At 61.1% G+C, this 14414-nt stretch carries 7 protein-coding genes; all 7 read right to left on the reverse strand.

Annotated features, from left to right (window positions below):
• Window positions 1-61: 61 nt before the first annotated feature.
• Window positions 62-1537 carry an HD domain-containing response regulator gene (locus LQE90_RS07230; protein ID WP_216529048.1) on the reverse strand — a complete coding sequence of 492 codons (1476 nt, stop codon included), beginning with the start codon at window positions 1535-1537 and terminating at the stop codon, window positions 62-64.
• Window positions 1538-1588: 51 nt separating this feature from the next.
• Window positions 1589-3406, reverse strand: coding sequence for a histidine kinase N-terminal 7TM domain-containing protein (locus LQE90_RS07235; protein WP_216529047.1), 1818 nt, complete (start codon window positions 3404-3406; stop codon window positions 1589-1591).
• Between the two features lies 1 nt (window position 3407).
• Window positions 3408-10928: a non-ribosomal peptide synthetase gene (locus LQE90_RS07240; protein WP_216529046.1), complete on the reverse strand. Its 7521-nt coding sequence runs from the start codon at window positions 10926-10928 to the stop codon at window positions 3408-3410.
• A gap of 86 nt (window positions 10929-11014) precedes the next feature.
• Window positions 11015-11677, reverse strand: coding sequence for a 4'-phosphopantetheinyl transferase family protein (locus LQE90_RS07245; protein ID WP_216529045.1), 663 nt, complete (start codon window positions 11675-11677; stop codon window positions 11015-11017).
• Between the two features lie 11 nt (window positions 11678-11688).
• On the reverse strand, window positions 11689-11916 hold the full coding sequence (locus LQE90_RS07250) for an acyl carrier protein (RefSeq protein ID WP_216529044.1): 228 nt from the start codon (window positions 11914-11916) through the stop codon (window positions 11689-11691).
• Window positions 11909-13618, reverse strand: a complete 1710-nt coding sequence (locus tag LQE90_RS07255) for an AMP-dependent synthetase/ligase (protein ID WP_216529043.1) — start codon at window positions 13616-13618, stop codon at window positions 11909-11911. Before LQE90_RS07255 ends, LQE90_RS07250 begins: the two co-directional genes overlap by 8 nt.
• Window positions 13619-13825: 207 nt before the next feature.
• A complete protein-coding gene (locus LQE90_RS07260) occupies window positions 13826-14401 on the reverse strand; it encodes a hypothetical protein (protein WP_216529042.1) in 576 nt (191 codons plus the stop codon).
• Between the last annotated feature and the right edge of the window lie 13 nt (window positions 14402-14414).

Consider the following 14414-nt stretch of genomic DNA (forward strand, 5'->3'; position numbering starts at 1 on the left):
CAGAAGGCCGACGAGCACGGCGCGCGCCTGGATACGCCAGAACGCCGCGCGCCAAAGCAAGCTAACGACACACGATGTGCAAGATTCTCGGCTGCGTCTCAATCAGGCGAAGCATGCAATCGACCACGGAGGGATCGAACTGGGTGCCCGCGCCGTCGCGCAGCTGCTGCACCGCGTCTTCGAACGAAAGATGCGCCCGGTACTGGCGATCCGAGGTCATGGCATCGAACGCATCCGCCACCGCGATAATGCGCGCGTTCAGCTCGATGTCCTGACCGGCGATGCCGTCAGGATAGCCCCGTCCGTCGTAACGCTCGTGATGGTGCCTGATCACGGGCACAATGCTCTCGAACATCGACACGGCCGACAAGATCATGGCTCCCTTCATGGGATGACGTTTGATCTCTTCGTACTCGGCATCGTCGAGCGTGTCGGTTTTGAGCAGGATGTCGTCGGCGGTCCCGATCTTGCCGATGTCGTGGAACAGGCCGGCCACCCGCAGCTCTTCGAGCGCATCGGCGTCGAACCCGTACGCTCGACCGATCTCCACCGCCAAGGCTGCCACGCGATCGGAGTGGCCGCGCGTGTACTCGTCTTTCGCGTCGACCGCCAGGCGCAGCACCTCGACCGTATCCATGTACCGCTGCTTGAGCTGCGCGTACGTGTCATGCAGTTCTTCGTTTTTGATATTGACGAGCGAATGCAGAAACGCGTTGCTGATAGACGATGCAGCTTGATGGGCGTAAATCTCCAAAAGCTTGATGCCGTACTCGCTCGACACGTTGCGCGCGTAAATCACCCCGAGCGAGCGCTTCTGCTCGTCGCACAGCGGCAGCACCACGCCCTCGGGAGCATGCACGAGCGCGCAATCCGTGCGCGCGCGGCCGACGGCCTCCATGAGATCGTGATCCAAAAGGCTGGTGAACGAATCCACCGAACCGCGGTACGCGCCGATGCCGCAGAAGATGCTCTTGCGCTCTTGAGAGCCCGCGCCCGCCGCAGGATCGAACGACTCGGGCAGCTCGTCTATGAGAATGAACGCGTCCTCGCCGTTGACCAGGGGCAGGATCTGACGAAGAATCTCCTCGAGTATGTTGCCGATGGGCTGAAGCTGGTAGATTTTGGGGACGGCACCCAAAATGCTGTTGAGCCCTTCCTGGAACTGCTTTATGGTGCGCATCTGGCTGATGGACTTGACGCCGGATTCCACCAACAGCTGCAGCTGGTCGGTGCGGTCGCTTTTCTCGCAATACGCCTGAATAGCCAAAGACTTGAGCGTGCTCACCGGCGGCGCAAGCTCTTTATGCCCGGTCAGAAGAAGTATGTACAGCTCGTAATCGGTCTTGCGAATGCGCTCGACCACCTCGTCGCCGTGAATGGGCTGCATAAAATAGTCGAGGATGAGCAGGTCGTAGTGCTCGCGCTCAAGCTCCTCGAGCGCTTCAAGCGGATTGGTGAACCCCTTGCACCAGTATCCGCTGCGATTCACCATGGCAACAACGGTGTCGATGATCCCCTCTTCGTCATCGACGACCATAATACGGTATTCCTCGGAAACCTCCCGACTACGCCGCTTGCGCATACAATGCTACCCTCGCTTTCCTGCCAAAGGAATCTGAATGAAGAACGTGGTGCCCGCGCCCGGCTGTGTTTCGAACCACATGCTGCCGCGGAACATGCCTTTTACCGTACTGTAGGACATGTACAGGCCAAGCCCGGTCCCATGCTTGCCCCTTGTTGTCGTCATCTCTTTGAACAGGAGCTTTTGAACGTCGGGCGCAATGCCCGCCCCTTGATCGGAAACGGAGAACCGCACGCCGTCCTCGACCGGCTCCACGTTCAGCTTAATCGTGCCACCATCCCCATTATACGCATGGATGGCATTGTCGATGACGTTATCTAGAATCTGGACAAGACTGTTCACGTCGCCGAACACCACCTGCTCACGATTGACGTTCACCTCGGTTTCCAGCGTGCATCCGCCCTTCACGAGCGAATGCTGCATGAGTATCTGCGTTCGCTTCAGCACCTCGCCAACGGTGAACGGATGCGAGGAGTCCTCGCTGAATTGGGCTGCCTGCCCCTTGACGGTGGATATGATGTCGGACATGTACGAAAGCTGGATCTTCATCTTCGCAAGCCACTCGTCCATATCGCGAGCGATCTCGCGATGGTCGTCGTCGGTAACCTCTTGGTCCCCTACCGAGTCGCGATACTCCGACACCAGCCATTGCACCTGGTCGATTCCTCCCGAAATAGCCAAAATGGGGCTTTTGAGATTGTGCGCGATCCCGCCGATCATCTGCCCGAGCGAAGCCAAGCGCTCCCGCTCAAGCAGGATGTCTTGATTGTCGCGCAGCGCCTGCAGGTCAAGCACGTGCTGCGTGACGTTTTTGAACAACAGCACGAGCGCCGGATACGACAAGCTCTCCGACAAAGGCGTGTACTCAACCGTGTAGAACAAAGGACCTTCGCCCGTTTCGACGGCAAGGTCGGCCGTTTGCAAACGGCCGGACTCGAAGGCAACCGCAGTGTTCCAACGAACGGAGACAACCTGGTCGGCGGACAATCCCATGCCGATCAGCAAATCGTCGAGCTTCGCTTTTTTCTGGGCGCTCGATCGATCGTAGAACTGGCGCGTGAACGATTCGTTGCAATCGAGCATGCGGAGTTCGCGATCGATGACCACGAAACAGTCCGAAATGCGATTGATGACGGTTTGCGTGGCAATGGGAACGGTTTTAAGGAAGCCGAATCGAAACAGCGACACAATGTAGAGCAGCACGGTGATGGTGAACGCAACCGGCGTAGTGTACACGTAGAAGCCGGGGACGTGCAGCGTGTAACAGATGTTCGTGACCGTGGGAATAAGCGCAGCCGCAACGTTGAGCAGCGCCTGAAGCGAAAGCACGCCCGAGGTTTTGATGGCGGTATAGCACAGCAGCCCCATGCCGGTGAACAGGCACGCGTACGAATACAGGGCGTAGAACACGAAGTACGGTCCCTGCACGTACCCCACGCCCGGCGTGTACGAAAGGTAGAAAAGATGGTGGAAGTCGTTCGTGAATATCACAACCATCGTGATAACGGGAAACACGAACAGCAGCCCGTAAGCCCTCGAAAAGCCTTTGAAGCTTTTCTGGTACGCCAAACCCAGCAGCAGCATGGTGACCGGCACAAATGCGGCCCCAAAGTAGGCGAAGTTGTCAACGAACACGGAAAGCCCTGGATCGGCGGCAACGTACTTGCCGCCGAGCACCGCCGTATTCCATACGATCAGCTCGATGATGATGGTGATGAACAGGTAGTGAAGCGTTTTCTTCTCTTTGGCGAACGCCACGTAGCACAGCATGGCGACCAGCGCGATGAGAACCACCGTCAACACGATTGCGGAAGCAGCGTCCACGTTAGCTCCTTTCTCGAACGGGGCCCGAAGCCTCGACGGCGGCTTGAATCTGAGCGAAGTAAGGGGCGAAGTACGCCGCATCGGGGTCCGGCCAGGAAAAGCCCTTCGCCTGCAACGCAGCGCACGTGGCCGCCACCGACGCCTCGGTGGGTTGGACGGCAGGGCGTTCCACAACATCCCGAACGATGCCGAACAAGCTTTTGAACTCGCTGTTCAGGCGTTCGGAAACGCACTGGGCAAACGCTTGGTCGGACACCGGCTCAACAGGGTGGCCGCAACGCCTCAAAAGCGCGGCAAGCTCCTTGACGTCGATCTGCCGATCGCTGCATACGTGCGCAATGCAATGCGAGTCGCACGTTGCCAAAAGCACGATGGAGCGCGCGCAGGAGTCGACGGGCGTCATCTCGAACCGTTCGGCCAGGCTTTCAGGATAGCATCCCAAACGGGCGTAAGCGGCAAGGCGCATCGCGAAGGCGTTGCGATGAACGTCGCGCTGAAACGCCCCGTCACGAGCGCGGCCCGTCAGATTCCCCACGCGAAACACGCGACCCGCAGCGCCCTTCGCGAAAGCGTCGAGCACGACGGCCTCAGCCCGGTACTTGCTTCGAGCATATTCGTTGAAATCGACGTCTTGCCCCACGTCGAACGATCGCTCGTCGAACAGCGCACCGCCCCTGCCGGCCACGCTCATCGTCGACACGTGCATGAACTGCGCTTCCAGCATAGCGGCCAGCTCCAGCATGCGACGCGTGCCCTCGACGTTGACGCGTTCGTACTCCTCGCGCCGACCAACATGGTCGGTGATGGCCGCGCAGTGAAAGACCGCGTCGATCGCACCGAGCGACGCGGCCAAACCGCGATCGTCTTTCGACACGTCTCCACGCACGGCGCGGACCGCAGGGGCAAAGTCCATCCCGTAAGCTGCCAGTGCATGATCGAGGCGCACCTGCGCCTCGACGTCGTCGGCGGCGCGCACCAGGCAAAGCACCTCCCCCGCGCCCGCAGCTAAAAGCTCCGCCACCACATGGGCGCCCAGAAACCCGGTTGCTCCCGTTACGAGCACACGGTCGAGAGAACATGCGGCAACGGGCTTTTCGCAAGCCGCTGCCGCATTGCGCGCAACCGATGCCGCCGCTTCGCTTCGATCGGCCAAACGACGATCCGATGCGCTTCCGCCCGTGTTCTGCTGATGCTCGGAAACGCTCTTCGCGCCAGGCATGTGTGCACGTGCGAGCAGATCCCCGATGGTATCGGCATCGTAGAAATCCTGCGTGCGCAGCGTCCACCCGTGCGGGGCGAGCCGTGCCTGGATGGAGATGACCGCCAAGGAGTCGCCTCCCAGATCGAACACGTTGTCGGTCAGGCTGACGCCGCGCACTCCCAGGACGTGCTCGATCGCGCGCAGGAGCCGTCGTTCCTCGGCCGAATACGCCCGCTTCGCAGGCGCGCCGGAAAGCGGGCGGGAAGGCTCGGCCGTCGTCGCGCAAGCGCTCGCGTCCGGATCGGGAAGGCGCCCGCGATCCACCTTTCCGTTTGCCGTTTCGGGCAGAGCCTCGAGATAAACGAAGCGCGCGGGCACCAAAAACGAAGGGAGCTGCGCCGCAAGCGCAGACCGCAACCGCGAAACCTCATGCGGCTCGGACGCCGTATAGTACGCAACCAGCTGCTTGCGCTCTCCCGCCCCGTGCGCCACCACCACGGCTTCGGCGATGCCGTCAAGAGCGCACAGGGCCGCTTCGATCTCGCCGGGCTCGATGCGCAAACCGCGCACCTTCACCTGATGATCGACGCGCCCCGCAATGAACAGCTCGCCGTGCTCGTCGTAACGGCACACGTCTCCCGATCGGTACATAACGCCTCCCTCGTGAAACGGATCAGGGAGAAAGCGCGACTCGTTCAGATCGGGGCGGCCGATGTAGCCCGGCGACACTCCCGCTCCGGCAATGTAGGCTTCCCCGTACGTTCCCACGGGAACAGGCCGCAGCGCCTCGTCGAGCACGTAGACGCGCGTGTTCGCGATAGGCCGCCCAATGCTCACGTACGCGCAGTCGGTCATATCCTGAAACGAAGTGTACACGGTCACCTCGGTCGGGCCGTACCCGTTTTTGAGACGCGCGCCGGGCATGATGCGCTTGCACGTTCGAACCAACGGAAGCGGCGGCTTCTCTCCTGCCAGCACCACGGTCGAAAGCCGCGAAGCCGCTTGGACGAACGCCTGGTCGCGCACCATGATTTGCATGCGTGAGGGCGTCGCCTGCAGAAAATCGACCCGTTCGCGCTCGATAAGACCGGCCAGCAAACGAGGCTGCCGAAGTTCCTCTTCGTCGGCGAGCACGATACGGCAGCCGTACGTCAAGGGAAGCAGCGCGTCCGCAACGAAGATATCGAACGACATCGTGGTCACCGAGACCGCGGTCCATGCAGGACGGTAGCCGATGCACGAAGCCATAGCATCGCGCAGGTTCGCCACGCCCGCACGCGTAAGAAGGCTTCCCTTCGGCACCCCGGTCGACCCGCTTGTGTAGATGACGTACGCAGGGTCGTCCGGCTTCGCATCGGAGCACCTGCGCATACGCTCGTTGCGAGCCTGCGCCGAATCCAACGAGGCGCGCGCAAGAAGCGCATCCTCGACGACCACCCTTGCCGCGGCGGACGGGACCTCCGGGCAGGCGTCGCACGTCTGGCGATCGACCAGCACAAGGCGCGCCCCGCTATCGGCCAGCATGAGCGCCTTGCGATCAGCCGGATACGTCGGGTCGACGGGAACGTAAGCAGCGCCCGCTTTCATAACGCCGAACAAAGCCGGAAGCAGCGCCGCGCTGCGACGCATCATGACAGCCACCAGTGCTCCGGGCCCTGCCCCTGCTTCGGCAAGAGCGCATGCGATGCAGTCAGCTTGCCGATCCAACCCGGAAAACGTCAGCCGACCGTCCGAGGCCACAACGGCTTCGTCGCACGGGCGCTGGTCGGCAAGGTCTTCCACCCACGCGCAGAGAGGCCGGTTGCGAACGGGCACCTTATCTCCCGCAAACCCGCTTGTCACCAGCTGATATTCTTCCAAGGGCAGCACGCTCACGCGCGCGACGCCCTCGTCGGGAGCCTCGAACAGCGTTGCTGCGGTATGGACGAAACGATCGAGCATGCGCCGCGCTGCTGCAGCGGAAAACAGGTTTCGATCGTACTCCAATCTGCACGTCAGGCCGTCCGCCGCTTCGTAGGCGAACAGCGTCACGTCGAGCTTCGCCGTTGCAACGTCCACGAACCGAGGCGTTGCGGATACGCCTTCAAGCGTCAAGTTCACCTGGTCTTTCCCGAACACGAGCATTGCATCGAACAAGGGGTTGCGCCCGCGCTGACGCGCGGCCCCCGCATCGGTCACGATGCGCTCGAACGGATAATCCTGATGGGAAACGGCTTCGCTCAAAGCGCGATGCACCGCGTTGAAGCATGCACGGACGGTCTGCCCGCCCGAAAACGCGCACCGCACCGGAACCGTGTTGATGAAAGCGCCCGCCGTATGCTGCATCGCGGGTTGCATCCTGTTTTCCACGGGCATGCCGATCACCACCTCGTCTTGCAAGGCGGTACGGGAAAGCACCAGCCCGAACACGGTCATGAGCGCCGTGGCCATCGTTGCCTTTTGGGAGCGGACAAGGGCATGCAACGATGCGAGCGCGCTCGCGGCGATGCGCGCCTCGCACGTTGCCCCCTTCCGTTCGCCCGTTCGAGGGCGCTCGGTGGGCAGGGCCAGCACGGGAAGGTCACCGGAAAGCCGTTCGCGCCAATACGCCGCATGCTGCTCCAAAGCGTCCGAGGCAAGGCGCCCCTCCAGCCAAACAGCGCAATCTTTGTAATCGACGGCAAGAGGAGGCAACGCGTCCCCCTGGTACAAAGCGGCGAAGTCGTCGAGCACGATCCGAAGCCCCGCCTGGTCGCAAACGGCATGATGGAAGTCGAACAGCAACGCATGCCGCCGGGGCGTTCGAATGGAGACAAGCCGCATGAGCGGAGCGCTTGAAACGTCGAAGGGCCGAACGCGCCGCTTCGCGCATGCCGCGATGCGGGCGTCGGCGCACGCAACCGACTCGTACGGCACCTCGACCGAACGATGAACCCGTTGCACGATCGCGCCGTCACGCACGTGCAGGGACGTGCGCAGAACGGCATGCCGAGCGAGCAGCTTTTCCAAGGCGGCCTTGAGCCGGTCCTCGTCGAGCATGCTTTCAAATACGAACAACGCCGGCACGTTGTAAGCAACGGAATCAGGGGCCTCGCTTGCCGCCAAAACCATGCGCTGCTGCGTTGACGTGGCCGGATAGTAACGGCGCGCTGCCACGGGCTTCACCGGCTTGCAGTAGCTGGCCTCCGCCCGATCGATCAGCGCGGCACAGGCGGCAAGCGTCGGGTCGCGGTACACGTCCACCAAATCGATGTTCGCATCGAAGGCATCGGCCACTGCGGCTATCATGCGCACGATGGACAGCGAATCCCCGCCGATTTCGAAAAAGTGATCGTCGGGACGAACGCAACCCACCCCCAGGATGCCCTCCCACAGCTCCGCGAGCTTTCGCTGAGTATCGGTTTCGAACGAGCGCGCGCCCACCGCCTCCCGTTGAGGCTTGGGGAGACGACGCACGTCAAGCTTTTCGCTTGTCGTAAGAGGAAGCTCGTCGAGTTCCACGAAGCACGAGGGAACCATGTAGAACGGCAGCGATTCGGACAGGTGCGCCTTCATCCGCGCAGCAGGGGGCACGCAGTCCCCCGCCACGTACGCGCACAGCGATTTGCGTCCGTCCTGCTCGTCGTGCGCCACCACCGCCGCCGAACGGATCCCCTCCAACTGCAGCAGCCTGTTCTGGATCTCTCCCAGCTCAACGCGGTACCCGCGAATCTTCACCTGGCGGTCGATGCGCCCGAGAAACTGGATTTCGCCAAGCGGATACCAGCGGCCCACGTCGCCCGTGCGGTAAAGACGCTCCCCTTCCACGAAGGGAGACGGCACGAAGCGCTCGGCCGTCAGCTCGGCACGCGCAACGTATCCCCTGCTCACGCCAGCGCCCCCAACGTACAGCTCACCTGGAACGCCAATCGGAACCGGATTGAGGTGCGGGTCCAGAATGTAGACGCGCACGCCGTTCATGGGCCGACCTATGTTGACGTCGACACGGCCGGTCACGTCGCAGCACGTGGCCGCGATCGTCACTTCGGTAGGTCCGTAGAAGTTCGTGACGCACGACGACGTAACCTGCTGGATGCGCCGCAGCAGCTCGGGCGGAAGCACGTCGGCTCCCAATCCGATCTCCCGAACCCCTCGCAGAGCATGAGCGCCCGCCTGGGCCGAAAGGATCATCTCCATGCGCCCCGGCGTGACCATCATAAGGTCCACGCGCTCTTTCCCCATAAGCGCGCACAGATCGTCGGGGTAGTCGGCCTGCCGATCGTCGGCCACCACGAGCGTACGGTTCGAGAACAAGCCGACAGCCGCCTCCATGATGTTGATGTCGAACGACACCGGGCCCACGCACAGCATCCTGCCGCCGGGGGTGCGACCCCACACCGCGCGCATCGACAGCACGAAGTGGGCAATCTGCGCATGTTCGACCACCACGCCCTTCGGCGTGCCGGTCGAACCCGACGTGTAGATGAGGTACGCCGCCTGGCCGGGATCGGGAAAGCGCCGCGCAACGCAGATCCCTTCCGAAGCAGCACCCTCCAAGCAGCGGCCCTTCCCCGCGGCCGCCTCCGATCGCACGCAGGAAACGCGCCGCACAAGCTCCTCGGCGCGCAACGAGGCCACGGGGACCGACAGAAGCGCCCCCTTCTGTCGGTCCTCTAAATCCCCTGGTCCAACCAGCGCAAACCGCGTGCCCGACTCGTTCAGCATATAGCGAACGCGCTCCTCGGGAAGCGAGGGATCAATGGGCATGAACGCCGCGCCCGCCTTGAGGGCGCCCAGCATGGCCGCATAGTAGACGTCGCTTCGCGGCAACGCAAGCGCGACCACATCGCCCGGCGCAACCCCCGCGTTCGCGAGCACGTTGCCAACCTCGTCGGAGGCCCGGTCCAAATCGGCCGCCGTCCAACTTCGACCGCGATAGGTCAACGCCGGTTCGCAGGGACCCTCGGCAACGCGGCGCTTCCATAGGCTGACCAGGTCGGTTCGCTCGAAACCGTCATCGGTGTCGTTGAACCGGTACAGCACCTTGTCTCGCTCTTCCGCAGAAACCATGGCAAGCTCGAAAAGCCGCTTTTCGGGATGAGCAACGGCATCGGCTACGATGTTGCACAAATGCTCGTGGATGAAATCAACTTCCTTCGCCGCGAACAGGGGCGAGAGGTAATCGTAATCCAGCACGAAGCGCCCGTTGTTCTCGCGATCGTTCCAGTGAATGTTGAGCGAGGATGCCTGATGCCCGCTGAAATGCCAACGCCCTTCGTAGGAGAAGCAGCGCTTCTTCGTTTCGAACGTCCCCACCTGGTACGATAAGGAAATATCGTACAGCTGGTCGATGTCGGGACGACGTTCGCGAATCTTCTCCATGAGCACGTCGTACGGATACCGCTGATGCTTGAGAACGGAAAACCATTCGTTGGACACCCCTTCGGCAAAATCCAAAAACGCACGCTCGTTGTCGACCGCCACCCGCACGGGCACCGTGCTCACGTACATACCGAAACGCTCACTGGACCCCGCGAACGTGCGGTTCGATACAGGAGCGCTTATGACCAGGTCTTCTTTCCCCAACACGCGATTCAGATACACGGAAAACGCGGACAGCAGCAACGCGAACACCGACACGCGATGCTCTTTGCAAAAGCCCCGCACCGCCGCGGAAAGCTCAGCTGAAAGCACGCACGCCTTGCGCTTCGCTTTCGTTGCAAAGCAGTCCGACGTTCGAGGCTTGAGCAACGTGGCATCGGAGAAGTCGGAGAACCGCTTGAGCCAGTACGCCTCGTCGTAAGCGAATCGCTTGGATTCCCGATAGAGACGTTCCTCCTCGACGTAATCGAGATACGAAATTGCAGGCCGGGGCACGGGAGTTTCCCCGCGCAAAAGCATGTCGTACCAGTCCATGACCTCGTTTGCGAACACCACGAACGACACGCCGTCGGAGATGATATGGTGCATCTTCGCGTACAGGTACCCCTCGTCGGGAGCGGTTTTCGCCAAAGCGAAGTAATAGAGGGGGCTGTCGATCAGCGACATGGGCGCCTGCGTTTGACGAACATCCCACTCGTACAGCCCCTTCACGCCCGTGGAGCTGAAATCCAGTCGATCGATATGTACGGGCCGATGTGCAGCCACATACTGCATGGGCTGGCCGTCGACAAGGCAGATGCGCAAGCGAAGAGACTCGTTCGCCTCCAAAAACAGCTGAATGGCCTTGTCCAGCAAATCGAAATCAAGACGCCCGCGAATCTTGAGCGTACCGGCGTTGTTCCACATGCTGGTTCCCGGATGCGATTGCTCGACATGCCAAATGCGGCTCTGCGGGTGAGTCAACGGATACCGACCTGCCATAAGGGACGCTCCTTCGTTTCTGCTTGCGCGCGCCGGCGCATCGGGCAACGGCAACGCGCTACGGGTATCCTCGTTTTGCTTCACGATCACAGCCCTTCCCTTTCGGCAAAAGCAAGCAACTCCTCAATCTGCACGGTTCGAGGAGACGCCCGCAACGGGGCGGGTTTCGGCAACGCAGCGCACACGGAAGCCGAATACCCGGCAGGAGCATCAACCGCGCATGACGACACGCCTTCCGGAAGAACAAGATCGGCCCTTCCAAGACCCGCGATTCCAACTCCCCACCACTTCAACTCGCTTTCCATGCGAGCCCAGCAATCGCAGAAGAGCGTTGCTTTGTCGGAAGATTCCAGCCATGCTTCGAACGAGGCCGCGTCCATAACCTTGCGCGCAAGCCGCTCGTCCGCCTGGCGCCGTTGCTGGATATCCACGCCAATGGGGGCATCATCGATCCCGACCAGGACGTACGATCCGGAATGGCTCAAACTGAATTCGACCGAGCCGTCAGCGTAGCGCGCGAACGGCTTTCCGCAATCGCCCTCGAAGCGCTCAACGGCGCGCAAGTTCACGCCCCGCTCTTCATGCAGCGCCCACGCAAGCAGAACCTCGGCGAGCGCCATGCCCGCGCGCTGCTGCGCAACGCGGCAACGCTCCATGCGGGCGCGCTTCGCCGGCGTCGCAAAGGGAAGCGCCGCTTTGGCGAGCAGCTTCTCGTCAGCGGCGGGCACGGATGCAAGGAACAGGTCCACGGCGCTTCAGCCTACGCTTCGATCGCTTCCAGATAACGCACGATGTCTTCGACCGTCACGAACTGGCGAATGTCTTTTTCCGGTATCTCCCGGTCGAATTCCATCTCGAACGCGCACACCAGCTCCACCAACTCAAGCGAGTTGATGCCCAGGTCGCTCAGCACGTCGGTATCAAGCGTGATCTCCAGGTCGTCGCGCTGGATGTAGCCCTGGATGATGCTTTGAACGCGATCAAACATGTACCATTCCCTTCGTATCCTCAACGAGCAAAAACCGCTTTACCTTGCGCGTTGTCGTTTTCTCGAACGGCTCGGCGTGCACCGCAAACGTTGCTATGCGCTTGTAAAACGCCAGGCCCCTGTTAACGCGCCTGATATCGGCGCGCACCCGATCCCGAGCGGCCGCCGCAGCTTCTGGAGACTTCGCATCCAACCCGATAGCTTCAAAGTCCGGGTAGATGTGCGCCGCCAAGCACTCGGAACCGTTGCCCGTTCCAGGCCCGCCGATAACCACCGCTTCGGCCACGGAATCGCACGCCGTCAAAGCACGCTCGATTTCCTGAGGCATAACGTTCTTGCCGTTGCTCAGGACGATGATGTCTTTGCACCGACCCGTGATGTGCAGAAACCCATCCGCGTCCAAACGTCCCAGATCGCCCGTTGGAAACCAACCGTCGACCAGCGTTTCGGCTTCTTCATCCAAGTACCCCGCCATGACCGACGGGCCGTTGACCCAAATCTGCCCGCTTTCGTCGAACCGCACGCGCGCGCACGAAATCACGCGGCCAACGGAATCGTCTTTGAACTCGTTGTTGCGGTTGACCGAAACAATGGGAGAACATTCGGAGATGCCGTACCCTTGAATAAGATTGATGCCGAGAGAGCGGTAAAACGGCGCATAGGCTGGATCGAGCGGCGCTCCTCCGCAGATGACAAGTCGCAGACGCCCGCCGAACGCCTCCCGGGGCTGCGCGAGCAACTTGTCCGAAACGTCGACGCCAATGCGCCGAAGCAGCGAGCTTGCTTTGCAGGCGAAAGCAAGCTGTCGTTCGCGGCCGCCCTCTTTTGCGGCGCGAAGAATCTTGCTTCTGAACGTTTCGACGTACAGGGGGACCAAGCACAGAATGGTAGGCTTGAACGCGTCGAGGCATTTCGGGAGCATTTTCAAACCGGAGCAGAGCCCCACGGTGCACCCATAGTACAACGGACAGAAGATGCCCGCCATGTCCTCGTAGGCGTGATGGATGGGGAGAACGGAGACCAGCGTATCCTGCGGGCCGAAAAGCACCAGCTCGCAAGCCCCTTTTATATTGGATGCGAAGTTTCGATGGCTCAGCAAAACGCCCTTGCTCACGCCCGTGGTTCCCGATGTGAACAAAATCGAGCACACCGCATCCGGATCCAGTTCAACCCGCGCGTACCGATCGTTGCCGAGCGCGATCTGATCTCGCCCGCAAGAAAGCAGGTCACATGCCAATTCGCCCGCAGACAACGACCCCATGTCAAAAAGCTCCACATCGAGCCCGCGGCGCTCCTTCAACGCATCGGCCGCGCGACGCGCCTCGGGCGCGTACGATGCAGTATGGCACAGCGCATCAACGTTCGCCCTTGCCATTTGGTCGACGATCTCAGAGCAGGAAAGCTCTTTATCGAAGGGAACCACCGTCATCCCGCTGTTGACGATCGCGAAGTACGCAAGAATCCACGCGTAGGAGTTTTCCCCGATGAGCGCGATGCGCTTGCCGGCGTACCCGCGCTCCAAAAGCGCGGTGCCCAGGGCCCGCACGTCCTCGAGAAAGCAAGCGTAGCTCACTTCGCGCAGCCCCGAAGAACGCGACAGCTCGGCAAATGCGGTTTTACCCGAAAAGAGCCGCGCGCTGCGTTCGAGCAGATGACGCAGGTCGGGAAATTCCTCGATGTCGTTAAGTCGATAGCTCCTCATACGAGAATCACAACCATTCTACTTGCAATTAAACGTTCAAAAGCCTACCAGGCCCTGCAAGCAAGAGAAGCGTCTACCCAACTTGCACCGCAGGACTCACGCGGTCGAACCATGATCAAACGACGATGTCGCGTAAGCTAAGAAGCAGCCCTTCCAGAAACTTCGCCGGAAGGGCTGTCGATGCAAGCGCGACCAGAAAGGCGGCTTTTAAGCCGCAGCTCCTAGCGTGGTCAAAATAGCAGCCAATTCTTCGGGCGTTCCAAACGGCTTTTCCTCGCCAGTGGCCGCAACGACCACTTCGCCCGTCCATGCGCGGCGCGCGGACGCAGAGGAATCCAATGCGGTCTGAGCAGATTCCATCGACTGGTCCTTTACGGCCTCGGGGTTTTCTTCCGTCCGGAATTCCTTCGTGCGCACGAAATACTTCGCTTGAAACGCTTCCTTATCGGGAAACTCCTCGCGCGTGAAGTCGTACTTCAAGTTTTCAACAATGGAAGCTACCACGTCTTGCATGGGCTCCCCCTCCGAAAAGCGCATAAGCCCCTTTTCGCTGTTGAACGTGGCATTGTCGCCCACGTACACGGTTCTAATGCGCCGACGGCGAACCCGCTCCGCGCGAACGATGACCGCGATGGAAACCGCGATAACCGCCCACCATACGATGGACAAAACCAGGTCAAGCGGATCGTCGACCCTGTTAAAGCCCAAGAAGTACCACAGCCACAGCAGAAATACCGAGATTGCCGCAAGCAGGGCAAAGACGATGACGTTGCTCTTTTTCATGCGTATCCTCCCT

The sequence above is a fragment of the Paraeggerthella hominis genome (assembly GCF_021044775.1).
In the GTDB taxonomy this organism is placed as follows: domain Bacteria; phylum Actinomycetota; class Coriobacteriia; order Coriobacteriales; family Eggerthellaceae; genus Paraeggerthella; species Paraeggerthella hominis.